A 25,904-nucleotide genomic window follows, 5' to 3' on the forward strand; every position below is an offset into this window, starting at 1 on the left:
GCAGAAGGACACGGGCAAGGACTCAGGCAAGAACCCGATCAAGAACCCGATCAAGAGCACGGGCAGCGCCAAGGGCGGCAAGGCCGGGAAGGGCAAGGCCGTGGCTGACGAGAAGGGGCTGGACTTCCCCCGGGCCTGGGTGGAGTTCCCCGACCCCGCCGACGACGAGCAGGTCTTCCGCTGTGACCTGACCTGGCTCACCTCCCGCTGGACCTGCATCTTCGGCAGCGGCTGCCAGGGCATCCAGGCGGGCCGGGCTTCGGACGGCTGCTGCACGCTCGGCGCGCACTTCTCCGACGAGGACGACGAGAAGCGCGTCGCGCAGAACGTGGCCCGGCTGACGCCCGAGCTGTGGCAGTTCCACGACGTCGGCAGCGAGAGCGGGTGGACGCAGAACGACGACGACGGGGAGAAGCAGACCCGCCGCTGGGACGGCGCGTGCATCTTCCTGAACCGGCCCGGCTTCCCCGCCGGGGCCGGCTGCTCGCTCCACATCCTCGCCCTGAGGGAGGGCCGGGAGCCGCTGGAGACCAAGCCGGACGTCTGCTGGCAGCTGCCGATCCGCCGGACGTACGACTGGATCGACCGGCCCGACGACACCCGGGTGCTGCAGGTGTCGATCGGCGAGTACGACCGTCGCGGCTGGGGCCCCGGCGGCCACGACCTGCACTGGTGGTGCACGTCGGCGACGTCCGCGCACGGCGCCGGGGACCCGGTGTACGTGTCGTACCGCGCCGAGCTGACGGAGCTGATGGGCAAGGAGGGGTACGAGGCGCTGGTGCAGCTGTGCGAGGCCCGGCTGGCGTCGCTGCTGCCGATGGCTCCGCACCCCGCGGACCCGGCTCCGTAGACGGAGCGGAGCCGTCGGCGCTGCGACGTCGGCCGCCCGCGGGTCCCGACGGTACGACGTCGGCTCCCCGCGGATCCCGGCGCTACGACGTCAGCCGCCCGCGGGTCCCGACGGTGCGGGGTCGGGCGCCGGGGAAGCCGTTCCGCCTGTGCCGTCCGTCGGGGACGGCGCGGGCGTCGGGGACGGCGGCGGGATCGTCGGCTCCGTCGGCGCGGGCGTCGGTGCCGGCCCCTGCGTCTGGTCCGGCGTCGGCGACGGGCTCGCGGGCTGCGTCGGCTCCGGCTGCGGGGTCGGCGTCGAGGCGGGCCGGCCGCGGCCGCGGATGGAGACCACCGCACCCGTCGGGTCGACCCCGACCCGGGCGGTCCAGGCGCCTACGGGCTGCGCCTCGGCATCCACTGCGATGCGTAGGGTGACCGATTCTCCGGGCGCGAGCGTGCCCGCGGTGCGGCTCGCGCGCAGCCAGGGCGCGTCGGACCAGAGCCGCCAGTCCACCGGGGCGCCGCCCGAGGCGGTGAGGGTGAGCAGGGTGAGTGCGCCCCGCGAGGACGCGGCCACGGAGAGGTGGCCGCGGGCGCCGGCGTGGTCGGGGGTCGCGGGCGGGCCGGTGCTGATCACCTCGACGGAGACGTCGGAGGAGTCGCTGCTCTCGGCGAAGCCGGGGCCGCTGGTGGTGCCGGTGGCGTTCCCGGTGTTCTCGTAGGCGGTGAGCGGGCGGCCGTCGATCCGGGCGGTCGGCAGCTCGGTCTCGCTCGCGGAGATACGGGTGGAGCCGTTGCCGACGGAGTCGCCGGTGCCGTGCTCGCCGCGGTACGAGGCCCACAGCGCCAGGACCGGGGCCGCGACGACGGTGGCCACGACGGTGGTGGTCACGGCGCGGGCCCGCAGCCGGTCGCGGCGGGCGGCGCGGTCCTTGGGGTCCATCGGGAAGCCGGTGCGGTCGAAGCGCGGGCCGGGGCCGCGGCCCCGGCCGGAGCGGAGCATCGCCGCGTGGACCGCGGTGCGGGGGGCGGGCACGAGGGGCAGTGCGGCGGTGTTGACGCCGCCCGAGCCCGGCCAGGGGGCGGCGGCGCCCACCCGTTCGGCGACGCGCCGGCACCGGGGGCAGTCGTCGACGTGGCGGACGAGTTCGGCGCGCAGGGTGCTGGACAGCAGCACGTCGCCGTCGCCGCCGTTGCCGTCCGCGTCGCGGCCGGTGAGCTGGGAGACGCTGGGGCAGCTGCCGGTCTCGACGACGGCGAGGGCGGCGCGGGTGCGCTCCACCTCGCAGGCGGCACCGGTCAGGAGCTCCCGGGCGGCGGCGGCGGGTGTGCCCAGGACGGCGGCGAGTTCGGGGACGCCGAGGCGGTGGCGGACGGCGAGTTCGAGTGCCTCGCGCTGCGCGGGCGTGGTCCCCGCGGCCTCCGGCCACGCCAGACGGGCCAGCTCGGTGCGGCGGTAGGCACTGACGTCGATCTGCCGACGGGCGTCCACGGCCGGGACGTCATCCGCTGCGCCCCCCGGCGCACTGTCGCGCGCGGTGTGCTCCGGCGCACGCCGAGCGGAATGCGCTCCCTGACTTACGCGCCGCTGCTCGGCCAAGCGGCGCAGGCAGCCCCAGCGGGCGAGCGCGTAGAGCCAGGCCCGTCTGTCGCCCTCGTCGGGGCAGCGGCCGGGATGCCGCTCGGCCACGGCGAGGACGTCGCCGAGCACGTCGGTCGCGGTGTCGTGATCGCACAGGACCGACAGGCAGTAGGTGAACAGGCCGTCGAGATACGGCTCGTGCCGGAAGGGGCGCGGCGGCTCCTCTTCTTGGTGCGTGCGCCCGTGCGCCCGGTGTGCGCCGGTGCGCGGTGAGGGTGGTGCCTGGTCGCTGCTGTTCACCTGGCGACCGTAGGCGGCGCGCCGGTGGCGCCCTGGAAGCCTTCCCCGGTTTTAGCCCTTATGGGTGAACAGATCGTTGACACACTGACGGCGGGCCTGACGTGGGCGGTCCCGCCGCCGGGGGCGCCCCCGGCCGTCCCGGCGCCGGGGACGGCCGGGCCCGCACCGCGGCCCGGGCTGTCGGTGCGGGCGGCTACCGTGGGCGCCATGGCTGCCCGCACTGCTCGTTCATCCGCCAAGGACCGTCCGTCCTACCGCTGCACCGAATGCGGCTGGACGACGGCCAAGTGGCTCGGCCGGTGCCCCGAGTGCCAGGCCTGGGGCACCGTCGAGGAGATGGGGGCGCCCGCCGTACGGACCACCGCGGCCGGCCGGGTCTCGACCGCCGCACTGCCGATCGCCCAGGTCGACGGGCGGACGGCGACCGCGCGCAGCACCGGTGTGGACGAGCTGGACCGCGTCCTGGGCGGCGGGCTCGTGCCCGGCGCCGTCGTGCTGCTGGCCGGCGAGCCCGGCGTGGGCAAGTCGACGCTGCTGCTGGACGTCGCCGCGAAGGCCTCCAGCGACGCGCACCGCACGCTGTACGTCACAGGTGAGGAATCGGCGAGCCAGGTGCGGCTGCGGGCCGACCGCATCAAGGCGCTGAGCGACCACCTGTACCTCGCCGCCGAGACCGACCTGTCGGCGGTGCTCGGGCACCTCGACGCCGTGAAGCCGTCCCTTCTGGTGCTGGACTCCGTACAGACCGTCGCCTCCCCCGAGATCGACGGCGCACCCGGCGGCATGGCCCAGGTGCGCGAGGTGGCGGGCGCGCTGATCAGGGCCTCCAAGGAGCGGGGCATGGCCACCCTCCTGGTGGGCCACGTCACCAAGGACGGCGCCATCGCCGGTCCCCGCCTGCTGGAGCACCTCGTCGACGTGGTGCTGAGCTTCGAGGGCGACCGGCACGCGCGGCTGCGGCTCGTGCGCGGCGTGAAGAACCGGTACGGAGCGACCGACGAGGTCGGCTGCTTCGAGCTGCACGACGAGGGGATCACCGGGCTCGCCGACCCGAGCGGACTGTTCCTGACCCGGCGCGCCGAGGCCGTTCCGGGGACCTGCCTGACCGTGACCCTGGAGGGGAAGCGGCCGCTGGTCGCCGAGGTGCAGGCGCTGACCGTGGACTCGCAGATCCCCTCCCCCCGGCGGACCACCTCCGGCCTGGAGACCTCGCGCGTCTCGATGATGCTGGCGGTACTGGAGCAGCGCGGCCGGATCACGGCCCTCGGCAAGCGCGACATCTACAGCGCCACCGTGGGCGGGGTGAAGCTCACCGAGCCCGCCGCGGACCTGGCGATCGCGCTCGCGCTGGCCTCCGCCGCCAGTGACGTCCCGCTCCCGAAGAACCTGGTGGCCATCGGCGAGGTCGGCCTGGCCGGCGAGGTGCGGCGGGTGACGGGCGTGCAGCGGCGGCTGGCGGAGGCACACCGGCTGGGCTTCACGCACGCGCTGGTGCCGGCGGACCCGGGCAAGGTGCCGCCCGGGATGAAGGTCACCGAGGTCGCCGACATGGGCGACGCGCTACGGGTTCTGCCGCGCGGGCGCTCCCGTACACCGGCCAAGGAGCGGGCGGCGGCCGCCGAGTAGGCCCCGCTCCGGGCGCGCCGCCTCCGACCATGATCGAACCGAGCGACCCGTCATGATCGACCCGGCCGACCGACCGGTCGCCGCGCTGGTCAGGGGGTCCGTACGGGCCGCCGCCGGGCGGTACCTGGCCAAGCCACGGCGGGGCCGCAGCGCGCGCCGGTAGACTTTGTGCTGGTCCGCCCGGCCGTACGCACGTCCTCGTGCCCCCGCGCTGGGCGGCGCAACCCGCGACCGGAGGAGTGCAGTGGCAGCCAAGGACGGGGCATCAGCACCCGGGAAGTCCGGCGCGAGCTCCAAGCACGACGCGCTCATGCGCGCCTCGCTGAGCGCGGTCGCACCTGGTCAGCCACTGCGCGACGGCCTTGAGCGGATCGTCCGGGGCAACACCGGCGGCCTCATCGTCCTCGGCATGGACAAGGCCGTCGAGGCGATGTGTACGGGCGGCTTCGTCCTGGACGTGGAGTTCACCGCGACCAGGCTGCGCGAGCTGTGCAAGCTCGACGGCGCGCTCATCCTCGACAAGGACCTCACCAAGATCCTGCGGGCCGGCGTGCAGCTGGTGCCGGACGCGTCGATCCCCACGGAGGAGACGGGCACGCGGCACCGCACGGCCGACCGCGTCTCCAAGCAGTGCGGCTTCCCGGTGGTGTCCGTGTCGCAGTCGATGCGGCTGATCGCCCTGTACGTGGACGGGGAGCGGCGGGTCCTGGAGGAGTCCGGGGCGATCCTGTCGCGCGCGAACCAGGCGCTGGCCACGCTGGAGCGGTACAAGCTCCGCCTCGACGAGGTCGCCGGCACGCTGTCGGCGCTGGAGATCGAGGACCTGGTCACGGTGCGCGACGTGACGGCGGTCGGGCAGCGGCTGGAAATGGTCCGCCGTATCGCGACCGAGATCGCCGAGTACGTGGTCGAACTGGGCACGGACGGGCGACTGCTGTCCCTCCAGCTGGACGAGCTGACGGTGGGGATCGAGCAGGAGCGGGAGCTGGTCATCCGGGACTACGTGCCCGAGCCGACGGCGAAGCGTTCCCGCACGGTGGACGAGGCGCTGGCGGAACTGGACGCGCTGACCCACCCGGAGCTGCTGGAACTGCCCATCGTGGCGCGGGCGCTGGGGTACACCGGCTCGCCCGAGACGCTGGACTCGGCGGTGTCGCCCCGCGGCTACCGGCTGCTGGCGAAGGTACCGCGGCTGCCGGGCGCGATCATCGAGCGGCTGGTGGAGCACTTCGGCGGCCTGCAGAAGCTGCTCGCCGCGAGCGTCGACGACCTGCAGACGGTGGACGGCGTGGGCGAGGCGCGTGCGCGGAGCGTCCGCGAGGGGCTGTCACGGCTGGCGGAGTCGTCGATCCTGGAGCGGTACGTCTAGCCTGCGGCTCTGCTCGGCCGACCCGTCTCGGGTCCGTTGCCCGTTGGGCGCGCGCGCCGCTCCTGGGGCTCCACCCCGCGTCTCGAACCCCGGCGGGGCGGGGCTGGGGAGTGCGCGCGCCGCTGCCTGGGGGCTCGGCCGCTGCCGAGGCCGCCGGCCCGGACGTCAGTCCTGCTTGAGGACGAATGAGGTCCGGGCGACCGGCATGCCGGGGGACTTGACCTCGACGACGTAGGTGTCCGGAGCGGCCGACCCCGCCGGAGGCGACTGGCACTGGTCGGCCGCACTGAACCTGCGGTCCCAGTCCAGCGCATGCTTGGTCTCGCCCTGCGCCGGGAGGCGGAAGAAGGCGTTGCCCGGGCCAGTCGGGCAGTCCGCCGAGGACCACACCGCCTTGTTGTTACTCGCCTGAAGGATGGTCAGGACCGCCTGCTTCGGGCCGAGATCGACCTTGCAGGTGGTTCCGGAGGTGTTGCGGGCGATCAGTTCGAGGCGGGGCTTCTCGTTCGCCTCGTACTCGTTCTTCGCGCTCTTGACCTCCCACTGCAGCGCGCTCGCCGCGCACGTGGGGAGCGGGGAGTCCGCGGGGACCGCCGCCGGACCGCCCGCGCCGCCGCTGCCGGCGGAGCCCGAACCCCCGCCCGCGCCCGCGCCGGTGCCCGGTTCGCCGTTCTTGCCCGCGCCGCCGCCGGAGCCGCCCTCGGACCCGCTGGTCCCGCCGCCGGACTCGGGGCGCCCGCCGGGCGCCGCGCTGATGGCGGGGCCCGTGCCGGACGGGCCTGGAGTGATCGAGGTGACGGGGTCGGGACGGCCCTCGCCCTTTCCGTTCGTACTCGTCTTCCCCCCACCGGAGCTGACGGTCCATACGGCGAGGAGCGCGAGGAGCGCGACGACGGACGCCAGCACAGCCCTCCGTCGCCAGTAGATGGAGGAGGGGAGCGGCCCGACCGGATTGCGCAGAGATCCCACGGAGGGAACTTTACGAGAGTTCGCGGCCCGATCAGTGCCCCACATGCCGCGCATCGCACTCGATTTGCCGATGATCATCCTGCGGGCCGAAGCGGAGGCGGTGAGAACCGGCCAAAGGGCTGACATGGAGATTAATCCGGTTTATGTACGTTCGGTGACCATGGACGCCTTCGGCTTCTCCCGCGGGCCCGGTCCGGACGGCAAGTCGGGCTCCGGGGTCCGAAACGTGCCAGGATGCCGTATGCCATGACTGCATCCCCCGCTTCCTCCCCCGACGTGTCCCGCGACCTGACCGCCGGCGCGTCCGCCGGCCCCTCCCACGCGCTGCACTCCCCCGTCATCGCGTGGTTCGAGCAGCACGCCCGCGACCTGCCCTGGCGCCGCCCCGAGGCCGGCCCCTGGGGCGTCATGGTCAGCGAGTTCATGCTCCAGCAGACCCCGGTCAGCCGGGTCCTGCCGGTCTACGAGCAGTGGATCGCCCGCTGGCCCAGCCCCGCCGACCTGGCCGCCGAGGCCCCCGGCGAGGCCGTACGGGCCTGGGGGCGGCTCGGCTACCCGCGCCGGGCCCTGCGGCTGCACGGTGCGGCCGCCGCGATAACGGAGCGCCACGGGGGCGACGTACCGCACGAGCACGCGCAGCTCCTCGCGCTGCCCGGGGTGGGCGAGTACACCGCCGCGGCGGTGGCCTCGTTCGCGTACGGGCAGCGGCACGCCGTCCTCGACACCAACGTCCGGCGGGTCTTCGCGCGCGCCGCCACCGGTGTCGAGTACCCGCCGAACGCGACAACGGCCGCCGAGCGGCGTCTGGCGCGCGAGCTGCTGCCCGAGGACGAGTCCACCGCGGCGCGCTGGGCGGCGGCCTCGATGGAGCTCGGCGCGCTCGTGTGCACCGCCAAGAGCCCGGACTGCGTCCGCTGCCCGGTGGCCGGGCTGTGCGCGTGGCGGCTGGCGGGGAAGCCGGCGCACGACGGCCCGCCGCGGCGCGGACAGACGTACGCGGGGACCGACCGGCAGGTGCGCGGCAAGCTCCTGGCCGTCCTGCGGGAGGCGGTGGGGCCCGTTCCGCAGGCCGTGCTCGACACGGTGTGGAACGAACCGGTGCAGCGGGCGCGCGCCCTCGACGGGCTGGTCTCGGACGGGCTGGTGGAGCCCCTCGACGGCGGCCTCTACCGGCTGCCGCAGACCCGGCCCGGGGCGTGACCGGCAGGCCGCGACAGCAGGCCGCGGTGGCAGGCCGCGGGCCCGGTCCGGGGTCCGGCCGGGGCGGGTGGGGAACGGACCGTGCACCGGTCGGGAACCGCCCGTAGCCGCACCTGAAGCTGAGTCAGGGATTCCGCTTGTGGCCGCCAAACCCCAGCTCACGGGCGCTGTTACACAACCTATGGGTGTCCGTGCTCCCACCGAAGGCTTGCTCGCACAGGCCCGTGACAACCCCTCCGTACCGTCGTCCCCGTAAGCCAGCGGTGGAGCGGTCGGACGGGAACGGAGGCGGTCTGAAATGGTGCAGGCGCATGGCGAGGTACTCGGGTTCGAGGAGTACGTACGCACCCGGCAGGACGCCCTCCTGCGCAGTGCCCGACGCCTGGTCCCGGACCCCACCGACGCCCAGGACCTCCTCCAGACGGCCCTCGTGCGCACGTACGGCCGGTGGGACGGCATCGCCGACAAGTCCCTGGCCGACGCCTACCTCCGCCGGGTCATGATCAACACCCGTACCGAGTGGTGGCGCGCCCGCAAGCTCGAAGAGGTCCCCACCGAGCAGCTCCCCGACGCGTCCGTCGAGGACGGCTCCGACCAGCGCGCCGACCGCGCCCTGCTGATGGACATCCTCAAGGTGCTCGCGCCCAAGCAGCGCAGTGTGGTCGTCCTGCGACACTGGGAGCAGATGAGCACCGAGGAGACGGCCGCGGCGCTCGGGATGTCGGCGGGAACCGTGAAGAGCACTCTGCACCGCGCCCTGGCCCGCCTCCGGCAGGAGCTGGAGAGCCGAGACCTGGACATGCGTGCGCTGGAGCGCGGTGACCACACCATGCGGTACGAGGGGCGTGAGCGGTGCGCGGCCTGAACGGCCAAGATCTGAACGGCAGGAGCTCTCCCCCCGTATTCGGCGGTCGGTCCGTATTCGGGGGTCGGGGCAATCTGGTGCTGGTGTCGGCGGGGACGATCGTCCTCGTCGGCACTGCCGTGTTCGCGGTCGGCTGCGCGACCGGCGGGACCGGCCTGCGTGACGGCGGCCCCGCCCGCACCGACACCGTCGCCAGGACCGCGCCGCCCGGCTCGTCCCCGGCCGACGGCGACTCGGCGTCGGCCTCCCCGTCCGGCACGCCCCTGAAGAAGGTGGACCCGGTCAGGCTGCTCATGGCGGACCCCAAGGTCAGCACCGACGTCAAGCGGGACCTCAAGCCCTGCACGGGCAAGGAGTACCCGGTGGACGTGAGCTACGGGAAGGTCACCGGCGGCCCGGTCGCAGACATCGTCGTGAACGTCCTGTCCTGCGCCGACGCCCTGGGCCGCGGCACCTACGTGTACCGGGCGGACGGCGCCGAGTACGAGAATGTGTTCGCGGACGAGCGGCCACCCGTCTACGCGGAGATCGACCGGGGCGACCTGGTGGTCACGAAGCAGGTCTACGGAAAGAGCGACGCGCTCGCCTATCCGTCGGGCGAGGACGTGATCACGTACCGCTGGAACGGGGAGAAGTTCACCGAGCAGGACCGGGTGCACTCGGAGTACAGCAACGTGGTCGACGGCGGCGCCCAGCCGGCCCCGGCCACGAGTCAGAAGAACTGAGCACTGAGCAAGAAGAACGAGGCGAGGCTTGCGCATGGCCGAGACCCATGTCCTGTTCGTGGAGGACGACGACGTCATCCGTGAGGCCACGACCCTGGCGCTGGAGCGCGACGGGTTCGTGGTCACGGCCATGCCCGACGGCTTGTCCGGCCTGGAGTCCTTCCGCGCGCGCCGGCCCGACATCGCCCTGCTGGACGTGATGGTCCCGGGCATGGACGGCGTGAGCCTGTGCCGCCGCATCCGCGACGAGTCCACCGTCCCCGTGATCATGCTGTCGGCGCGCGCCGACAGCATCGACGTGGTGCTGGGCCTGGAGGCGGGCGCCGACGACTACGTCACCAAGCCCTTCGACGGCTCGGTGCTCGTCGCCCGGATCCGCGCCGTGCTGCGCCGCTTCGACCACTCCGGCGGCCCCCAGAACGGCGCTGGTGGCGCCCTCGACGACGGCCCGGACGCCGAGCGCGGCGTGCTGTCCTTCGGCGACCTGGAGGTGGACACCGAGGGCATGGAGGTCCGCAGATCGGGTGCCAACGTGGCCCTGACGCCGACCGAGATGCGGCTGCTGCTCGAGTTCTCCTCCGCACCCGGCACCGTGCTGTCCCGCGACCGGCTCCTGGAGCGGGTCTGGGATTACGACTGGGGCGGCGACACCCGCGTCGTGGACGTCCACGTCCAGCGCCTGCGCACCAAGATCGGACAGGACCGGATCGAAACGGTCCGAGGCTTCGGATACAAACTCAAGGCATGAGACGGTTCACCCTCCGCACGGGGATCCGCTGGAAGATCACACTCGCCATCGCAGCCGTGGGCGCCCTCGTCACGATCGCGCTGAGTCTGGTGGTGCACAGCGCTGCCCGCGTGTCGATGCTGGGGAGCGCGCGCGAAGTCCAGCTGGAGCGCGTGCAGTTCATCTCCCGCAATGCCGACGCCGGGCGCAAGCCCTCCATGGGGGCCAAGGTCAACGATCCCGAACTGCCCGCGGAACTGAGGCAGAAGGCGCAGTCGGGCCGGCGCGGCACCTATATCCAGGAGCGGCCGCACGGCGTGCCCGAGGTGTGGGCCGCCGTACCGCTCGGCAACGGGCAGGTGCTCTCGCTGCACACGCCGTTCCGGGAGAGCGCCGATCTGCTCCCGGACCTCGACCGGGCCCTCGTCGTCGGCGGACTCGCCGCCGTCATCGGCGGATCGGCGCTCGGCGTCCTCATCGGCGGGCAGATCTCGCGCCGGCTGCGCAAGGCGGCCGCCGCCGCGCAGCGGGTCGCCCACGGCGATCCCGACGTAAGGGTGCGGGACGCGGTCGGCGGTGTCGTCCGTGACGAGACGGACGATCTCGCGCGGGCCGTGGACGCCATGGCCGATGCCCTCCAGCAGCGGCTGGAGGCCGAGCAGCGGGTGACCGCGGACATCGCGCACGAGCTGCGGACCCCGGTGACGGGCCTGCTCACCGCCGCGGAACTGCTGCCCCCGGGGCGGCCGACGGAGCTGGTCCGGGACCGGGCGCAGGCGCTGCGCGCCCTCGTCGAGGACGTGCTGGAGGTGGCCCGGCTGGACAGCGCCTCGGAGCGGGCGGAGCTCCAGGACGTGGCACTGGGCGAGTTCGTGAGCCGGCGCGTGAGGGTGCTGATGCCGGAGGCGACCGTACGGATCGTCGCGGACGAGGTCGTGAGCACCGATCCGCGGCGGCTGGAGCGGATCCTGGGCAACCTGCTCGCCAACGCCGCCCGGTACGGGCAGCCGCCGATCCAGGTCGACGTCGAGGGCCGGGTCGTACGGGTCCGCGACCACGGGCCGGGTTTCCCCGAGGCGCTGCTGCGCGAGGGGCCGAGCCGGTTCCGTACCGGGTCGACGGACCGCGCGGGTGTGGGGCACGGGCTGGGGCTGACCATCGCGGAGGGCCAGGCGCGTGTGCTGGGCGCCCGGTTGACCTTCCGCAACGTGGCGGCTCCCGGTGTCCTGGACCGCTCGCCGACGGCGGCGGGCGCGCCCGTCGGCGCGGCGGCCGGGGCGGTCGCGGTGCTGTGGCTGCCGGAGCACGCGCCGACGGCGACGGGCAGCTTCCCGGTACTGAAGCCGCCTCAGGGCTGACGGACGGGGACCGGGCCGTGCCCGCGCACGGGTGCGTGTCTTAGGCTCCGTGCCATGACCGACGGCACGAATCCCCCGAGCAGCCCGCAGCACGAGCCCGCCCACGGCAGCGGCGGATACGGGTTCCCGCCGGGACCGCCCGCCCAGAGCGGTTACGGCTACCCGTCCGGAGGCGGCGGCTACGGCTATCCGCAGTCCGGGCAGCAGCCGAACCCGTACCAGCAGGACGCGCAAGGGCAGCCGTGGCAGCCGGCGCCCGCCCCGGCCCCGGCCCAGCCGGGCTTCACGCGGCTGGCCGGTCCGGACATACCCGGCGCGTCGGAGCAGCCGGACTGGGAGGCCATGGCCGACCGTTCCGAGGCCGCACGACGCAAGAAGAAGCGGTGGGCGCTGGTCGGCGGGGTGACCGTACTGGCGCTGCTGGCCGGTGGTGGGACGTTCTTCCTGCTGGCCGGCGACGGCGACGGCCCGGAGGGGACGAACGCCCAGCCCTCGGCGTCCGCCTCACCGGAACCGGAGGACTCGAAGTCGCCGGCGGCCTACACGGCCACCGTCGCGGGTGACGACACCCTGCTGCGCGACAGCTACGGCTCCACGGGCATCCGGCTGGGCCCCGACCTCAAGGTCGGCCCGCTGGGCAAGCGCTTCCAGGTCGTCGGCAAGGGCAACGGGAACTCGTGGGGGCAGTCCGCCGAGCCCGTCGTCGACGTCACCAAGAGCTTCACGATCACGGCGCGCGCCTACAGCTCCGCCACCAAGGGCTCGCGGATCGTCATGAGCCAGGGCGACGGGGAGTCCTTCTCGTTCGAGCTCGGCGTGAACGAGGTGAACGGCAAGCAGGCGTGGATCTTCCGGGTGCAGACGGGCGACAAGGGCGCCGCGGCGACCACGAAGACCGTCGCCGCCGAGGGGCTCACCATCCTCAAGACACCGACCCTGGTGATGGCCACGTACGACGCGGAGAGGAAGAACATCGCCCTCTACGTGGACGGCAAGAAGGCCGGTGAGACCGAGGTTCCGGCCATCTGGCAGGCTCCCGGCCCGCTCCAGCTCGGCCGGTCCAAGCACCACAACATCTGGACGGGCCCGTGGCAGGGCGCGCTGCACAACATCAAGATCTACAACGCGGCCTTCTCGGCGGAGCAGGCCGCCGCGTACAAGGAGGGCAAGCTCGGCCCGGCGCCGAAGCCGGCCCACGCCTGGCTGCTGACCTGACCGACCCGATCTGACCCGACCGGACGGGACGGCCCCGACCGGACACGACGGCCTCGGCCGGACACGACGACGCCGACCGGCCACGGGGGCCGGTCGGCGTCGGTGACGGTGCGTGTGGCGCAGGTCAGATGCTGACGCCGTTGGTGCGCAGGAAGGCCACCGGGTTGAGGGCCGAGCCGTAGTTCGGGGTGGTGCGGATCTCGAAGTGCAGGTGCGGGCCGCTGGAGTTGCCGGTGTTGCCGGACAGGGCGATGCGCTGCTTGACGGAGACCTTCTGGCCGACCTTGACCTTGATCTTCGACAGGTGCGCGTACTGCGAGTACGTGTTGTTCGCGTGCTTGATCACGATGGCGTTGCCGTAGGCGGGGCCGTCGCCGCCACCGTTCGGGCCGGCCTTGACGACGACGCCGGCGGCGGCGGCCTTGACCGGGGTGCCGACCGGGACGGCGAAGTCCTGGCCGGAGTGCTTGCGGGCCCACATGCTGCCGCCCTTGCCGAAGGTCGCGGACAGCGTGTACTTCTCCAGCGGCTTGTCCCAGAGGCCGGCCTTCTTCTTCGCCGCAGCGGCGACGTCGGCGGTGGCGGCGGGAGCCGTCTGCGGGGCGTCGGCGAAGGCGGCGGTCGTCCCGGCCCCGAGAGCCAGCACAGCACCGAGGGTTGCGCCGACGGTGATACGGGTAGAACGGGTGATGACGCGCTTCGCGGACATAGAGCAGACCTCCGGGGCCGGGGATATGGGCGATCACGCCCGTCTCGGGCATGAAGTGACCCGGCACGCTCAGCCATGTGCCGGGTTGGCTCATCTTTGGTAACCCGAATGCCCGGACTTCCCCAAACGTCCCCGTTTACTACCGGGGCTCGTAGCCGTGCCGGGGTGACGTGCCCCGTTGACGGGATCCACCTGGGGCTAAGACCCCTCGACAGGGGCTGCTCGATCTACGAAACCCCCTAGTATGTCCGATTTATCCTGTGTGGCTTGTCACCGGCCACCGGCCCGGGCCGCCGGGTTGAGACCCCTTCCAATGTGACCGGCGCTACGCCCCGACCTCGTGGACGCATGCGTGGTGGGGATCAGGCTGGCCTCGGGGGTCTTGGCCCCTCGTCAGGAAGCTCTTACAGGGGGGAAGGAGCGGGCGCCGGCCTGGTGAACCGCCCGTTGCGGCTCTCCTCCTATGTGGCCTGGCGCGAGAAGCGCGGCCTCGACGCGGCGGACCTTCGCAAGCCGGCCGACCGCCTGGTCCGCGACGCCCTGCGGGCCCGGGCGAGCGGCCGCTCCCGCTCGGCGAGGAAGCCGGCGTGGCGGCGGCGCTCGCGGCGACCCTCCACGCCCTGGGCGACCTCGCCCTACCTGGCCCGCCGCCACAGCGGCCTGACCATCTTCGGCCTGGACCTGCCCCCCGACTCCACGCGCTGGCCCCTGGACACCGCCTACGTGTCGCTGGAGGTCTCCCGCCCGCTGCCGGAGCCCAATGTCCGGGCAGCGCCCGACACCCGGGCCGCGGGCGCGGCCGCTGTCGGACCGGGCGCCTGCCCGTACGCCCTGTCCGCCGACGAGGCCCTCACCCGGCACCGCCGGTTCCTGCCCCGCGGTGAGGTGACCGGCTGACGGGCAGGACAAAGGGGCGGCCCCGGGACGTGGAGTCCCGGGGCCGCCCCTTTTACCGCTCAGTCGCGCCTACGCGCCCTTCGACAGGTCCGGGCCGGAGCCCGTGGCCTCGATCGGGGGGAGGTCGGGCAGCGCCGACTTCTCCTCGCCGCGGAAGGTGAACTTGGCTTCCTCGCCCTCACCCTCCTTGCCGACGACCACGATGTGACCGGGGCGCAGCTCGCCGAAGAGGATCTTCTCCGACAGGATGTCCTCGATCTCGCGCTGGATGGTCCGGCGCAGCGGCCGGGCACCCAGGATCGGGTCGTAGCCGCGCTTGGCGAGCAGGAGCTTGGCGTCGCCGCTCAGCTCGATGCCCATGTCGCGGTCCTTCAGGCGCTCGTCCACCTTCGCGATCATCAGGTCGACGATCTGGATGATGTCTTCCTCGGTGAGCTGGTGGAAGACGACCGTGTCGTCCACACGGTTGAGGAACTCGGGCCGGAAGTGCTGCTTGAGCTCTTCGTTGACCTTCGCCTTCATCCGGTCGTAGCCGGTCTTGGTGTCGCCCTGAGCCGCGAAGCCCAGGTTGAAACCCTTCGAGATGTCCCGGGTGCCCAGGTTGGTCGTCATGATGATGACCGTGTTCTTGAAGTCCACGACCCGGCCCTGGGAGTCGGTCAGGCGACCGTCCTCCAGGATCTGGAGAAGGGAATTGAAGATATCCGGGTGGGCCTTCTCGACCTCGTCGAAGAGGACGACGGAGAACGGCTTGCGGCGCACCTTCTCGGTGAGCTGGCCGCCCTCTTCGTAGCCCACGTAACCGGGGGGCGAACCGAAGAGGCGGGAAACCGTGTGCTTCTCGCTGAACTCCGACATGTCGAGGGAGATCAGCGCGTCCTCGTCGCCGAAGAGGAATTCGGCGAGCGTCTTGGAGAGCTCGGTCTTACCGACACCGGACGGGCCGGCGAAGATGAACGAGCCACCCGGGCGCTTGGGGTCCTTCAGACCCGCACGGGTACGGCGGATCGCCTGGGAGAGCGCCTTGATGGCGTCCTTCTGGCCGATGACCCGACGGTGGAGCTCGTCCTCCATGCGGAGCAGTCGCGAGGACTCCTCCTCGGTGAGCTTGAAGACGGGAATGCCGGTCGCGGTCGCGAGGACCTCGGCGATGAGCTCGCCGTCGACCTCGGCGACGACGTCCATGTCGCCGGCCTTCCATTCCTTCTCGCGCTTGGTCTTCGACGCCAGCAGCTGCTTCTCCTTGTCGCGGAGAGAAGCCGCCTTCTCGAAGTCCTGGGAGTCGATGGCCGACTCCTTGTCCCGGCGGACGGCCGCGATCTTCTCGTCGAACTCGCGGAGGTCCGGCGGCGCGGTCATCCGGCGGATGCGCATCCGGGAGCCGGCCTCGTCGATCAGGTCGATCGCCTTGTCCGGGAGGAAGCGGTCCGAGATGTACCGGTCGGCCAGCGTCGCCGCCTGGACGAGGGCCTCGTCCGTGATGGAGACGCGGTGGTGGGCCTCGTAGCGGTCGCGCAGGCCCTTGAGGATCTCGATCGTGTGGGGGAGGGAAGGCTCCGCCACCTGGATCGGCTGGAAGCGGCGCTCGAGGGCCGCGTCCTTCTCGAGGTGCTTGCGGTACTCGTCGAGCGTCGTGGCACCGATGGTCTGGAGCTCACCACGGGCCAGCATGGGCTTGAGGATGCTGGCGGCGTCGATCGCGCCCTCGGCGGCACCCGCACCCACGAGGGTGTGGAGCTCGTCGATGAACAGGATGATGTCGCCGCGGGTGCGGATCTCCTTGAGCACCTTCTTCAGGCGCTCCTCGAAGTCACCGCGGTAGCGGGAACCGGCGACCAGGGCGCCGAGGTCAAGCGTGTAGAGGTGCTTGTCCTTGAGGGTCTCGGGGACCTCGCCCTTGACGATCGCCTGCGCCAGGCCCTCGACGACGGCGGTCTTGCCGACGCCGGGCTCGCCGATGAGGACCGGGTTGTTCTTGGTACGGCGGGACAGCACCTGCATGACCCGCTCGATCTCCTTCTCGCGCCCGATGACCGGGTCGAGCTTGGATTCGCGGGCCGCCTGGGTGAGGTTGCGGCCGAACTGGTCCAGGACGAGCGAGGTCGAGGGCGTGCCCTCGGCCGGGCCGCCGGCCGTGGCCGACTCCTTGCCCCCGCCGGTGTAGCCGGAGAGCAGCTGGATGACCTGCTGCCGGACTCGGTTGAGATCGGCGCCCAGCTTCACGAGGACCTGGGCGGCGACACCCTCGCCCTCGCGGATCAGGCCGAGCAGGATGTGCTCGGTGCCGATGTAGTTGTGGCCGAGCTGGAGGGCCTCTCGGAGCGAAAGCTCCAGGACCTTCTTCGCCCGCGGGGTGAAGGGGATGTGGCCGGACGGGGCCTGCTGCCCCTGACCGATGATCTCCTCAACCTGCTGGCGAACAGCCTCGAGCGAAATCCCGAGGCTCTCCAGGGCCTTAGCGGCGACACCCTCACCCTCGTGGATCAAGCCCAGGAGGATGTGCTCGGTGCCGATGTAGTTGTGGTTGAGCATCCGGGCTTCTTCCTGAGCCAGGACGACAACCCGCCGCGCGCGGTCGGTGAACCTCTCGAACATCGTTTATCGCTCCTCAGAGCGGTCGGGCAGTTCGGGGTCGGTCCCCGCCCTGTCCTTCCGCATGCTAGTCCCGTGGGGCGGGACAGCTCATTCCAACTGCCGACATCCGTCCACGGCTCACCCCTGCATCAGCGGGAAAACCGGCTTGAAGAGCCGACAACTGCTCCAACTCGATGGTGCGAGACGATGTTCCCGCAGGCCAGGCAGATACCCGTCATGCGTGTACGCCGACGGCGAACGGAAGCCGGTCAAATCAGCGTGTCGCCCCGATCCACTAGGAATGTCTTACCCGTAAGGGCTGACACTCCATGCCGGTGGCGCCGGTTCCCTCCGCTGAGGGCGAACAGGGTTCCGTCTCGAATGTGGGACTCCGACCCCTTGGGCGTTTACGTTCCGCACATCTTCGAGTGCGGAAGGTGACGTCCACCGTAACCCCGGCGCGATTCCGCAGTTGCTCCGGGTATGGCCGCAACCGTCCTGCCGACCGTCCCGCCGCCCCGCGTCGCGCCCGAGGAGGACGCGTACGCCGCCTGGTACGGGAGGGTGCTCGGCTGGACCGTCACGGGCGGGCCGCCGGTCCAGCTCGTGACCGGGATCGGATTCGACGTGCTGGAGCTGCCGTCGGACGCTGGGACGGCGCTGTTGCGCCGGCCGGTCGCCACGGGTCCGGTGGCCGTGATGGGGCGCCGGATGCGGTTCCTGGTGGCCCCGGGGAGCGCAGAGGAGCTCGACGGGCTGCTCGACTGGCTGGAGTGGGGCGGGGTCGCCCTGGATCTGGCCGCCCTGGGTGCGGGCGGGCGGATCACCGCCCCGGCTCCACCGGGGCTGCCCCCCGGAGGAAGCCCTCGGGGGGCCGCCGTGTGGCTGCGACCCCCCGAGCAGGGGTGTGAGGCGCTGCTGCCGGCCCTGCCCGGTCCCGGGCGGGCCGCAGGGGCCGCTCGCGGGCCCGACCTCGTACGCCTGGTCGCCGCGGCGGCGACGGAATGCCACCGGGCGCGGCTGGGGCGGCGTACGAACGGGGTCCGTCAGCCCTTGGCCTTCTCGTAGGCCTCGCGGATCTCGGCCGGGACGCGGCCGCGGTCGTTCACGTTGTAGCCGTTCTCCTTGGCCCACGCGCGGATCTCGGCGGTGTCCGGGTTGCCGGTCGCCGCGGCGGCGCGGCCCTTGGCGCGGGCCGCGGTGGCACGGCCACCGGTGCGGCGGCCGCCCTTGGTGTACGGGTCGAGCAGACCGCGGAGCTTTTCAGCGTTGGCGGTGGTGAGGTCGATCTCGTAGGTCTTGCCATCCAGAGCGAACGTCACCGTCTCGTCCGCCTCGCCACCGTCGAGGTCGTCGACAAGAAGGACCTGAACCTTCTGTGCCACCGGGATTTCCTTTCATCGAAAAGCAGTACGCGGAAAGGAAACCGCTTTTGCCTGGAAAACACAAACCCCCCGGGAGAGGTTCGAGACCGCAACGAGGCGGGAAACGTGCGCGATTCGGACATAGGCCACAGGTGCGCGGAGCGCCGGAAAAGCTGAGGCCATCGATCAGAGGTGCAGAAGCATCCGACTGTTGCCCAAGGTGTTGGGCTTCACTCGTTCGAGACCGAGGAACTCGGCGACGCCCTCGTCATAGGAACGCAAGAGCTCCATGTAGACATCGGTGTCGACCGGGGTCTCGCCGATCTCGACGAAGCCGTGCTTCGCGAAGAACTCGACTTCGAAGGTCAGGCAGAAAACCCGGCTCACGCCGAGCGTGCGGGCGGTGCTCAACAACTGCTGGAGCACCTGGTGGCCGACGCCGGCGCCCTTCAAGTCGCGGTCGACGGCGAGAGTGCGCACTTCGGCGAGGTCTTCCCACATCACGTGGAGTGCACCGCAGCCCACCACCTGTGAGTCGGAGTCGCGTTCCGCGACCCAGAACTCCTGGATGTCCTCGTAAAGGACGACGGGTGCTTTGTCGAGCAGGATCCGCTGCTGCACGTACTGGTCGAGGAGGCGGCGCAGCGCGGGAACATCGCGTGTGCGGGCACGGCGGATCGTCACTGTTTCTGCGTGTGCAGAGGAAAACTCTCCCATGGCTGCGGACGCTATCGCCCCGGCGGCCCCGGGTGCCCGGCGGTCCGCCCTTCGGCTTCCGGTGCCGCGGAAGGTTCCGGGGAGGGTTCCGGGGAGTGTTCCCGGGAGGGTGCGGGGGAAGGTTCGCCGGAAGGCGTGGAAGGAGGTTCCGCGGGCGCTTCCGCGCGGGGTTCACCGCGGGGTTCCGCGGGGGCGTCGGCGACGGACTCGTCGTCGTACTGGACGACCCGGACGGCGTCGCGGAGCGCATCGCGCTGTTCCGCGGACATCATGCCGAAGAACGCGACGAGAGCGGCGGCGGGGTTGTCGCTCGTCGACCAGGCTTCGTTCATCAGTGCGGCCGAGTAGGCGGCGCGGGTGGAGACCGCCGTATATCGATAGGCACGGCCTTCGGCTTCCCGGCGGACCCAGCCCTTCTGATGGAGATTGTCCATAACGGTCATGACCGTGGTGTACGCGATGGACCGTTCCTGCTGGAGGTCTTCCAGGACTTCCCGAACGGTGACCGGGCGGTTCCACTGCCACACCCGCGTCATGACGGCGTCTTCGAGTTCTCCCAAGGGGCGAGGCACAACAGCACGATAGTGCGGTCTGTGCGGAATTGCCCGACTATTCACCCGGCAACGCGCAACGAAATCGGGCGCACGGCCCGTACGGCCGCGCACCCGCGCGAGATGCCCGCGGGCACCCCGGCCTAGTTCTGCTGCTGGCGGGCGGCCTCCGCCCGGGCGATCACGGCGTCGACCGCCGCGTCCTCCTTGGCCTTGTTGGAGCCGCCCTGGCTCTTCACGATCGTCACGACGAGGGCGATGAAGAACGCGGCCATCACGAAGGGGGGCACGAGCGCGGAGACGTAGTCCATGCCCCCCAGCGTAGCCAAGCGGATCCGGGCCGGTCCTAACGGCCCGGGCGCGTTCACACGACGGCGAGCCCGGACGCCGGGGGCGGGGTGGGCTTGCGGCGCGGCGGGAAGACCTCACCGGGCGTCGGCACCGGCCGCTCGGGGCGCGGGCGCTCCTTGGGCGCGGGCGCCGGCCGCGGCGGCTCCTCCCGGGCGCCCGCCAGGGTCAGCCGTCGGGTCCGGGGCGCGGGGTTCGCCGTCAGGCGGCGCCGCACGGAGCGCTCCGCGACGGCCCGGGCCCCCTCCAGCAGCGCGGCGGCGGCCGGGTTGGCGCGGAGCGCGCGCAGGGCGGCGAGGTCGTCGGGAGCCGGCTCGTAGCCCGCGGCGAGGGCTTCCCGGAGCAGTTCCAGGTAGCCGGACAGGCTGCCGGGCAGGGCGCTGCGGTAGCGGGCCAGATCGTCCAGGAGGAAGGCTCTGAGCCGGCCCGCCTCCCGGGCCGCTTCGTCCACCGACTGCGCCAGGCGCAGGCAGTCCTGGACCTCCTCGGCCGCCAGGGGCGCCGAGGAGGACTGAAGGGCGTGGGCGAGCGAACGCCTGAGCACGTGCAGCTCGGCGGCGCTGAACGCCATGCCGCCGCGGGATCCGTAGGGCGTGGGCATGGGGCCGAAGATACGCGCTAATCGGACAAAATCCCCTCAGGAGGGGTGGGTGCGGCGCGGCGCGGGCCCCGCTCAGCCGGTCTGCTTGACCGCGTTCAGGAAGTCCGCCCAGGCGGCCTGGGTGGTGGCGAGGACCAGGTGGGCGGGGTCGACCCGGTCGGCGACCTTCACGAGGGCTCCGGGGCTGACGGCGACGTAGACGCAGGCGTCGCCGTCGCCGCAGAACGAGGACTTCCGCCACGCGGGCTGAGCGGTCATGGTGTCTCCTCCGGGCACGGTGGCCGGTAATTGCGGTCAAGGGACGGTAACTCCGTGGCCGGTCCGCACCGGCGACTTTCGCGCAATTCGGCGTTTCGCCGCTTCCCCGCGGGGGTGCGGGTGGTACACGGCGCAGCCGGCCGTGCGCAGGCCGGCGGGCGTACGAGCACTGTTCGGCGGGGGCCTGCGGGTCCGCGCCGGCGGGCCCCGGGCGGGGCCGTTTCCGGCCCCGCCCGGGGCGGCGTCAGATGCGGGCCACGAAGGCCGCAACCGCGTCGTGGACGTCGGATTCGCTCCAGGACAGGCCCGGCTCCGTGATGTCCAGCTCGGTCACCGCGAGGCCCGGCGGCCCCCCGGCCGACCAGCGGCGGAAGAAGACCGTGCCCGTCTCCTCCGCCTGCCGCAGGCCCGCGTCCGTCAGCCGGTCCGGCTCGTAGGGCAGCCACACCTGGAACTGGTGCGTGTGCGGTTCCTCGGGGTGGACGCGCGACCACGGGACGCCGGACTTCGCCAGCGCCTCGCGCAGCGCCCCGGCCACCATCCGCGCCTGGGCCACGTACGACGGCAGCCGCGGCAGTTCCCGTTCCAGTCCGGCCAGCGCGGACAGGGCCTGCGGGAACTGCCGGAAGATCTGGCCCCCGTAGCGGTGGCGCCAGACCCTGGTCTCCTCCACGAACTCCCGCGACCCGGCCAGGGCCGCTCCGCTCAGACCGCCGAGCGACTTGTAGAACGAGACGTACACGGAGTCGGCGAGCCCGGCGATCTCCGGCAGCGGACGGCCGAAGTGGACGGTGGACTCCCACAGCCGGGCGCCGTCGAAGTGGATCGCCGCCTCCCGCTCGCGGCCCGCCTCCACCAGCGCCTGAAGCTCCTCCCACGTGGGCAGCAGGAATCCGGCCTCACGCAGCGGAAGCTCCAGCATCAGCGTGCCGAACGGCTCCCCGACGTCCCCGACCTCCTCCGGCGTCGGCTGGCGCGCCTCGGTGGTCGGGTGGACCACCCGCAGCCCGGAGACCGTCGACAGGGCGTCGCCCTCCCACATCTCCGGGTGGCTCATCGGGTGCAGCGCCACGACCGGGTTGCCGGTCCGGCCCGCCCAGCAGCGCAGGGCGATCTGCTGCGCCATCGTCCCGCTGGGGAAGAACGCCGCGTCCTGCGTCCCGAGCAGTTCCGCGACGCGCCGCTCCACCTCGGCGACGATCCCGTCGCCGTAGATGTCGCCGGGCGCGTCCATGTCGTACGGGGCCTCGGCGAGCCGCGCCAGCGACTCGCCGACCGTGGCTTCGCGCGGGCTGCGCGTCAGGGTCCGTCCCGCCGCCCGCCAGGCCGCCACGAGCCGCGCCGTACGTTCCGTTTCCTCGTTGCCGTCGCTCATGACCCCTGATCCTCGCCCCTCGTCCCCGACCGGCCAAGACCCCCACGGGCTAGCATGGCGGCGTATCGTCCGGTACCCCCGCGGACTGGAACGGAAGGCATTCCCCGCGTGAATCATTCACAGCAGCCACGCCCCGCCCGGCTCGCCGTCGGCGTCGTCGGGGCGGGCCGCGTCGGCCCGGCGCTGGCCCGTGCGCTCCAGCAGGCGGGCCACCGCCCGGTCGCCGTGTCCGGAGTGTCCGACGCCTCCGTGCGCCGTGCCGCGCGGATGCTGCCCGACGTACCGCTGGTGCCGCCCGGGCAGGTCCTGGAACTGGCCGACCTGGTCCTGCTGACCGTCCCCGACGACGCGCTGCCGTCGCTCGTGGAGGGGCTCGCGGAGACCGGGGCGATCCGCCCCGGCCAGCTCCTCGTGCACACCTCCGGCCGGTACGGGACCGCCGTACTCGACCCGGCGCGCCGCGCGGGCGCCCTGCCGCTGGCCCTGCACCCCGCGATGACCTTCACCGGTACCGAGGTCGACGTACAGCGGCTGGCCGGCTGCTCCTTCGGCGTCACCGCCCCCGGCGAGCTGCGGCTGGCCGCGGAGGCCCTGGTCATCGAGATGGGCGGGGAACCCGAGTGGATCGCGGAGGAGAACCGCGCGCTGTACCACGCGGCCCTGGCCCTCGGTGCGAACCACCTGGTCACGCTCGTCGCCCAGTCCCTGGAGCTGCTGCGCAAGGCCGGGGTCGGGCACCCCGACCGGATGCTCGGCCCGCTGCTCGGCGCGGCCCTCGACAACGCCCTGCGCTCCGGGGACGCGGCCCTGACCGGGCCGGTGGCACGCGGGGACGCCGGGACGGTCGCCGCGCACGTCGCGGAGCTGCGCCGGCACGCGCCGGGCACGGTCGCGGGATACCTGGCCATGGCCCGCACCACCGCCGACCGGGCCCTCGCGCACGGTCTGCTCAAACCCGAACTCGCCGAGGACCTGCTCGGCGTACTCGCCGACACGGACCCTGACGGGGGCGATCAGTGACCGAGCTGCTGCTGCACACCGCCGATGAGCTGCACAAGCTGCCGCGCACCGGACGGCGGGCCGTGGTGATGACCATGGGCGCCCTGCACGAGGGCCACGCCACCCTGGTCCGGGCCGCCCGTGAACTGGCCGGGCCCGAGGGCCAGGTCGTCGTCACCGTCTTCGTCAACCCGCTGCAGTTCGGGGCGGGCGAGGACCTGGACCGGTATCCGCGCACCCTCGACGCGGACGTGGCGGTCGCCGAAGCGGCGGGCGCCGACGCGGTGTTCGCCCCCGCCGTCGACGAGGTCTACCCGGGCGGGGACCCGCAGGTGCGGATCTCCGCCGGCCCGATGGGCGAGCGCCTCGAAGGCGCCGCCCGGCCCGGCCACTTCGACGGGATGCTGACCGTCGTCGCCAAGCTGCTCCACCTGACCCGTCCCGACCTGGCCCTCTTCGGCCAGAAGGACGCGCAGCAACTGGCCCTGATCCGGCGGATGGTGACCGACCTGAACTTCCCCGTCGAGGTGGTCGGCGTACCGACCGTCCGCGAGGAGGACGGCCTGGCGCTGTCGTCCCGCAACCGCTACCTCTCCCCCACGGACCGGCAGACGGCGCTGTCGCTGTCGCGCGCCCTCTTCGCGGGGCGCGACCGGCTCGCCGCGCAGGCGGCGCTGCGGGCCCGCGCCGAGGCCGCCCCGGCCACCGACCAGCGGGCCACAGCCCTGGCCAGGCTGGGCGAGATCCGCGCCTCGGCGGACGCGCACGCCGTCTCGGCGGCCTGCGCGGGCCTGCCGGACGCGGTCCGGGCCGCGGCGGGCCACGTCCTGGCGGACGCGGCCCGTTCGGAGCCGCCGCTCGTGCTGGACTACCTGGCGCTGGTGGACCCGAAGGACTTCACCGAGATCGGTCCCGACTTCACCGGGCAGGCCGTGCTGGCCGTCGCCGCGAAGGTGGGCACGACCCGGCTGATCGACAACATCCCATTGGAATTCGGAGCACACTCGTGAGCACCCCTGGCAGAGGCCCCGCCGGCAGCACGGGCATACGGCTGCACGCGCCGGCGCCCGGCTGGTCCCTCGACGCCGATGTCGTGGTCGTCGGATCCGGCGTGGCGGGCCTGACCGCCGCGCTGCGCTGCGCGGCCGCGGGCCGCCGTACGGTCGTGGTCACCAAGGCCCGCCTCGACGACGGCTCCACCCGCTGGGCCCAGGGCGGCATCGCCGCGGCCCTCGGCGACGGCGACACCCCCGAGCAGCACCTCGACGACACCCTGGTCGCGGGCGCCGGCCTGTGCGACGAGGAGGCCGTCCGGCTGCTCGTCACCGAAGGCCCGGACGCGGTACGGCGGCTGATCGACACCGGCGCGGTCTTCGACACCTCCGCCGAGACCGGCGAGATAGAGCTGACCCGGGAGGGCGGCCACCACCGCCGGCGGATCGCGCACGCGGGCGGCGACGCCACCGGTGCCGAGATCTCGCGGGCGCTGGTCGAGGCCGTGCACGCCGCGGGCATAGAGACCGTGGAGAACGCACTCGTACTCGACCTCCTCCAGGACGCGCAGGGCCGTACGGCCGGGGTCACGCTGCACGTCATGGGCGAGGGGCAGCACGACGGCGTCGGCGCCGTCCACGCGCCCGCCGTGATCCTCGCGACCGGCGGCATGGGTCAGGTCTTCTCCGCGACGACGAACCCCTCGGTGTCCACCGGCGACGGCGTGGCGCTCGCGCTGCGCGCCGGAGCTGAGGTCTCCGACCTGGAGTTCGTGCAGTTCCACCCGACGGTGCTCTTCCTCGGCCCGGACGCCGAGGGGCAGCAGCCGCTGGTGTCGGAGGCGGTGCGGGGCGAGGGCGCGTACCTCGTCGACGCCGACGGCGTCCGCTTCATGACCGGACAGCACGAGCTCGCCGAGCTGGCTCCGCGCGACATCGTCGCCAAGGGCATCATGCGCCGCATGCAGGAGCAGGGCGCGCAGCACATGTACCTGGACGCCCGGCACTTCGGCGCCGAGATGTGGGAGCAGCGCTTCCCGACGATCCTGGCCGCCTGCCGCGCGCACGGCATCGACCCGGTGACGCAGCCGATCCCGGTGGCGCCCGCCGCGCACTACGCCTCCGGCGGTGTCCGGACCGATCTGCAGGGGCGCACCACCGTCCCCGGCCTGTACGCCTGCGGCGAGGTCGCGTGCACGGGCGTGCACGGCGCGAACCGGCTCGCCTCCAACTCCCTGCTGGAGGGCCTGGTCTTCGCCGAGCGGATCGCCGAGGACATCACCGCGCAGGAGTACGGCGGCAACGGCCCCGGCGTGCCGGTCCCCTCGACCGGTCCGCTGCAGCCCGCCGGGGCCCGGTACGAGGTCCAGCGGATCATGACGGACGGCGCGGGCGTGCTCCGCTCCGCCGCGTCGCTGGCCGCGGCGTCCGAGGCCCTGGAAGGGCTGTACGCGACCGCCCTGAACGAACTCGAAGCGCACGGCAAGACCGCCGAGCCGGGTGTGGACACCTGGGAGGCCACGAACCTGCTGTGCGTGGCGCGGGTCCTGGTCGCCGCCGCGCAGCGCCGCGAGGAGACCCGCGGCTGCCACTGGCGCGAGGACCACCCCGACCGGGACGATGCCCGGTGGCGCCGCCACCTGGTGGTCCGGCTCTCGGCCACCGAGAGGCGGGCCCTGGTCGTCGTACCCACCGACTCCGCGGACTTCCCGTCCGTGCACCCCCTGAGCACCCCGAGCCTGGAGCAGTGAC

25 protein-coding genes are annotated in these 25,904 nt (G+C 72.7%); 14 read left to right on the forward strand and 11 right to left on the reverse strand.

Going from position 1 to position 25,904, the window contains the following annotated elements; all coding sequences use genetic code 11:
• Positions 1-49: 49 nt before the first annotated feature.
• The gene (locus ACZ3X1_RS07590; protein WP_356815494.1) at positions 50-850 is read left to right on the forward strand and encodes a DUF3109 family protein; all 801 of its coding nucleotides are present in this window, start codon (positions 50-52) and stop codon (positions 848-850) included.
• 90 nt (positions 851-940) lie between these two features.
• Here the strand turns inward: ACZ3X1_RS07590 and ACZ3X1_RS07595 are convergent, their stop codons facing one another.
• A complete protein-coding gene (locus ACZ3X1_RS07595) occupies positions 941-2,713 on the reverse strand; it encodes a BACON domain-containing protein (RefSeq protein WP_467277645.1) in 1,773 nt (590 codons plus the stop codon).
• 207 nt (positions 2,714-2,920) lie between these two features.
• Between ACZ3X1_RS07595 and radA the strand changes: the two genes are divergently transcribed.
• Both radA and disA read left to right on the forward strand, forming a co-directional pair.
• Positions 2,921-4,339: a DNA repair protein RadA gene (gene radA / locus ACZ3X1_RS07600; RefSeq protein WP_326475372.1), complete on the forward strand. Its 1,419-nt coding sequence runs from the start codon at positions 2,921-2,923 to the stop codon at positions 4,337-4,339.
• Positions 4,340-4,583: 244 nt separating this feature from the next.
• Positions 4,584-5,708: a DNA integrity scanning diadenylate cyclase DisA gene (disA, locus tag ACZ3X1_RS07605; RefSeq protein WP_356810152.1), complete on the forward strand. Its 1,125-nt coding sequence runs from the start codon at positions 4,584-4,586 to the stop codon at positions 5,706-5,708.
• A gap of 165 nt (positions 5,709-5,873) precedes the next feature.
• Here the strand turns inward: disA and ACZ3X1_RS07610 are convergent, their stop codons facing one another.
• On the reverse strand, positions 5,874-6,677 hold the full coding sequence (locus ACZ3X1_RS07610) for a hypothetical protein (protein ID WP_467277649.1): 804 nt from the start codon (positions 6,675-6,677) through the stop codon (positions 5,874-5,876).
• 246 nt (positions 6,678-6,923) lie between these two features.
• Here ACZ3X1_RS07610 and ACZ3X1_RS07615 point away from each other — a divergent pair, with 246 nt between their 5' ends.
• The 6 genes from ACZ3X1_RS07615 (at position 6,924) to ACZ3X1_RS07640 (ending at position 12,767) form a co-directional block, all read left to right on the forward strand.
• Entirely contained in the window at positions 6,924-7,877 is a 954-nt protein-coding gene (locus ACZ3X1_RS07615; protein ID WP_467277651.1) for an HhH-GPD family protein, read from the forward strand.
• Positions 7,878-8,175: 298 nt separating this feature from the next.
• Complete coding sequence (locus ACZ3X1_RS07620; RefSeq protein ID WP_030027405.1) at positions 8,176-8,742, forward strand: SigE family RNA polymerase sigma factor; 567 nt, start codon at positions 8,176-8,178, stop codon at positions 8,740-8,742.
• An 83-nt stretch (positions 8,743-8,825) separates the two neighbouring features.
• Positions 8,826-9,467: a hypothetical protein gene (locus tag ACZ3X1_RS07625; RefSeq protein ID WP_362626692.1), complete on the forward strand. Its 642-nt coding sequence runs from the start codon at positions 8,826-8,828 to the stop codon at positions 9,465-9,467.
• 34 nt (positions 9,468-9,501) lie between these two features.
• Positions 9,502-10,215 carry a two-component system response regulator CseB gene (gene cseB, locus ACZ3X1_RS07630; RefSeq protein WP_356810157.1) on the forward strand — a complete coding sequence of 238 codons (714 nt, stop codon included), beginning with the start codon at positions 9,502-9,504 and terminating at the stop codon, positions 10,213-10,215.
• A complete protein-coding gene (cseC, locus tag ACZ3X1_RS07635; protein WP_467277655.1) occupies positions 10,212-11,552 on the forward strand; it encodes a two-component system sensor histidine kinase CseC in 1,341 nt (446 codons plus the stop codon). The genes cseB and cseC overlap by 4 nt, the downstream gene beginning before the upstream one ends.
• A 54-nt stretch (positions 11,553-11,606) precedes the next feature.
• The gene (locus ACZ3X1_RS07640; protein ID WP_467277658.1) at positions 11,607-12,767 is read left to right on the forward strand and encodes a LamG-like jellyroll fold domain-containing protein; all 1,161 of its coding nucleotides are present in this window, start codon (positions 11,607-11,609) and stop codon (positions 12,765-12,767) included.
• 124 nt (positions 12,768-12,891) lie between these two features.
• Here the strand turns inward: ACZ3X1_RS07640 and ACZ3X1_RS07645 are convergent, their stop codons facing one another.
• Positions 12,892-13,476 (reverse strand): M23 family metallopeptidase, encoded by a 585-nt coding sequence (locus ACZ3X1_RS07645; RefSeq protein ID WP_356810160.1) that lies wholly within the window; start codon positions 13,474-13,476, stop codon positions 12,892-12,894.
• A gap of 435 nt (positions 13,477-13,911) precedes the next feature.
• Here ACZ3X1_RS07645 and ACZ3X1_RS07650 point away from each other — a divergent pair, with 435 nt between their 5' ends.
• Positions 13,912-14,373, forward strand: a complete 462-nt coding sequence (locus ACZ3X1_RS07650) for a hypothetical protein (protein ID WP_467277661.1) — start codon at positions 13,912-13,914, stop codon at positions 14,371-14,373.
• Between the two features lie 69 nt (positions 14,374-14,442).
• On the opposite strand, the gene ACZ3X1_RS07655 is transcribed toward ACZ3X1_RS07650, so the two are convergent.
• Positions 14,443-16,968, reverse strand: a complete 2,526-nt coding sequence (locus ACZ3X1_RS07655; protein ID WP_356810162.1) for an ATP-dependent Clp protease ATP-binding subunit — start codon at positions 16,966-16,968, stop codon at positions 14,443-14,445.
• A 462-nt stretch (positions 16,969-17,430) separates the two neighbouring features.
• Here ACZ3X1_RS07655 and ACZ3X1_RS07660 point away from each other — a divergent pair, with 462 nt between their 5' ends.
• The gene (locus tag ACZ3X1_RS07660) at positions 17,431-18,015 is read left to right on the forward strand and encodes an SCO3374 family protein (protein ID WP_467277664.1); all 585 of its coding nucleotides are present in this window, start codon (positions 17,431-17,433) and stop codon (positions 18,013-18,015) included.
• On the opposite strand, the gene ACZ3X1_RS07665 is transcribed toward ACZ3X1_RS07660, so the two are convergent.
• The 7 genes from ACZ3X1_RS07665 to ACZ3X1_RS07695 form a co-directional block, all read right to left on the reverse strand.
• Entirely contained in the window at positions 17,994-18,332 is a 339-nt protein-coding gene (locus tag ACZ3X1_RS07665) for a histone-like nucleoid-structuring protein Lsr2 (RefSeq protein ID WP_030656421.1), read from the reverse strand. The genes ACZ3X1_RS07660 and ACZ3X1_RS07665 overlap by 22 nt on opposite strands.
• A 165-nt stretch (positions 18,333-18,497) precedes the next feature.
• Entirely contained in the window at positions 18,498-19,028 is a 531-nt protein-coding gene (locus ACZ3X1_RS07670; RefSeq protein ID WP_030656423.1) for an amino-acid N-acetyltransferase, read from the reverse strand.
• A gap of 11 nt (positions 19,029-19,039) precedes the next feature.
• The gene (locus ACZ3X1_RS07675; RefSeq protein WP_467277668.1) at positions 19,040-19,600 is read right to left on the reverse strand and encodes a BlaI/MecI/CopY family transcriptional regulator; all 561 of its coding nucleotides are present in this window, start codon (positions 19,598-19,600) and stop codon (positions 19,040-19,042) included.
• 122 nt (positions 19,601-19,722) lie between these two features.
• On the reverse strand, positions 19,723-19,890 hold the full coding sequence (locus ACZ3X1_RS07680; RefSeq protein ID WP_030763779.1) for a hypothetical protein: 168 nt from the start codon (positions 19,888-19,890) through the stop codon (positions 19,723-19,725).
• A 53-nt stretch (positions 19,891-19,943) separates the two neighbouring features.
• Positions 19,944-20,528, reverse strand: coding sequence for a hypothetical protein (locus tag ACZ3X1_RS07685; protein WP_356810165.1), 585 nt, complete (start codon positions 20,526-20,528; stop codon positions 19,944-19,946).
• 72 nt (positions 20,529-20,600) lie between these two features.
• Positions 20,601-20,786: a DUF397 domain-containing protein gene (locus ACZ3X1_RS07690; RefSeq protein ID WP_356810166.1), complete on the reverse strand. Its 186-nt coding sequence runs from the start codon at positions 20,784-20,786 to the stop codon at positions 20,601-20,603.
• Between the two features lie 244 nt (positions 20,787-21,030).
• A complete protein-coding gene (locus tag ACZ3X1_RS07695) occupies positions 21,031-22,161 on the reverse strand; it encodes a threonine aldolase family protein (protein ID WP_467277674.1) in 1,131 nt (376 codons plus the stop codon).
• Between the two features lie 108 nt (positions 22,162-22,269).
• Between ACZ3X1_RS07695 and ACZ3X1_RS07700 the strand changes: the two genes are divergently transcribed.
• The 3 genes from ACZ3X1_RS07700 to ACZ3X1_RS07710 are packed head-to-tail and all read left to right on the forward strand — an operon-like array spanning position 22,270 to position 25,903.
• The gene (locus ACZ3X1_RS07700) at positions 22,270-23,181 is read left to right on the forward strand and encodes a Rossmann-like and DUF2520 domain-containing protein (protein WP_362626718.1); all 912 of its coding nucleotides are present in this window, start codon (positions 22,270-22,272) and stop codon (positions 23,179-23,181) included.
• Positions 23,178-24,170, forward strand: a complete 993-nt coding sequence (gene panC / locus ACZ3X1_RS07705; protein ID WP_356810169.1) for a pantoate--beta-alanine ligase — start codon at positions 23,178-23,180, stop codon at positions 24,168-24,170. The genes ACZ3X1_RS07700 and panC overlap by 4 nt, the downstream gene beginning before the upstream one ends.
• Positions 24,167-25,903 carry an L-aspartate oxidase gene (locus ACZ3X1_RS07710; RefSeq protein ID WP_356810170.1) on the forward strand — a complete coding sequence of 579 codons (1,737 nt, stop codon included), beginning with the start codon at positions 24,167-24,169 and terminating at the stop codon, positions 25,901-25,903. The genes panC and ACZ3X1_RS07710 overlap by 4 nt, the downstream gene beginning before the upstream one ends.
• Position 25,904 lies beyond the last annotated feature (1 nt).

Source organism: Streptomyces sp. NPDC023541 (genome assembly GCF_055559995.1).

What these genes read in the sequence shown, in the direction of transcription:
- radA (WP_326475372.1), top strand. Translation starts at nt 2,921, where the DNA reads ATGGCTGCCCGCACTGCTCGTTCATCCGCCAAGGACCGTCCGTCCTAC.
- ACZ3X1_RS07615 (WP_467277651.1), top strand. Translation starts at nt 6,924, where the DNA reads ATGACTGCATCCCCCGCTTCCTCCCCCGACGTGTCCCGCGACCTGACC.
- ACZ3X1_RS07620 (WP_030027405.1), top strand. Translation starts at nt 8,176, where the DNA reads ATGGTGCAGGCGCATGGCGAGGTACTCGGGTTCGAGGAGTACGTACGC.
- cseB (WP_356810157.1), top strand. Translation starts at nt 9,502, where the DNA reads ATGGCCGAGACCCATGTCCTGTTCGTGGAGGACGACGACGTCATCCGT.
- cseC (WP_467277655.1), top strand. Translation starts at nt 10,212, where the DNA reads ATGAGACGGTTCACCCTCCGCACGGGGATCCGCTGGAAGATCACACTC.
- ACZ3X1_RS07640 (WP_467277658.1), top strand. Translation starts at nt 11,607, where the DNA reads ATGACCGACGGCACGAATCCCCCGAGCAGCCCGCAGCACGAGCCCGCC.
- ACZ3X1_RS07645 (WP_356810160.1), bottom strand. Translation starts at nt 13,476, where the DNA reads ATGTCCGCGAAGCGCGTCATCACCCGTTCTACCCGTATCACCGTCGGC.
- ACZ3X1_RS07655 (WP_356810162.1), bottom strand. Translation starts at nt 16,968, where the DNA reads ATGTTCGAGAGGTTCACCGACCGCGCGCGGCGGGTTGTCGTCCTGGCT.
- ACZ3X1_RS07660 (WP_467277664.1), top strand. Translation starts at nt 17,431, where the DNA reads ATGGCCGCAACCGTCCTGCCGACCGTCCCGCCGCCCCGCGTCGCGCCC.
- ACZ3X1_RS07670 (WP_030656423.1), bottom strand. Translation starts at nt 19,028, where the DNA reads ATGGGAGAGTTTTCCTCTGCACACGCAGAAACAGTGACGATCCGCCGT.
- ACZ3X1_RS07680 (WP_030763779.1), bottom strand. Translation starts at nt 19,890, where the DNA reads ATGGACTACGTCTCCGCGCTCGTGCCCCCCTTCGTGATGGCCGCGTTC.
- ACZ3X1_RS07685 (WP_356810165.1), bottom strand. Translation starts at nt 20,528, where the DNA reads ATGCCCACGCCCTACGGATCCCGCGGCGGCATGGCGTTCAGCGCCGCC.
- ACZ3X1_RS07690 (WP_356810166.1), bottom strand. Translation starts at nt 20,786, where the DNA reads ATGACCGCTCAGCCCGCGTGGCGGAAGTCCTCGTTCTGCGGCGACGGC.
- ACZ3X1_RS07695 (WP_467277674.1), bottom strand. Translation starts at nt 22,161, where the DNA reads ATGAGCGACGGCAACGAGGAAACGGAACGTACGGCGCGGCTCGTGGCG.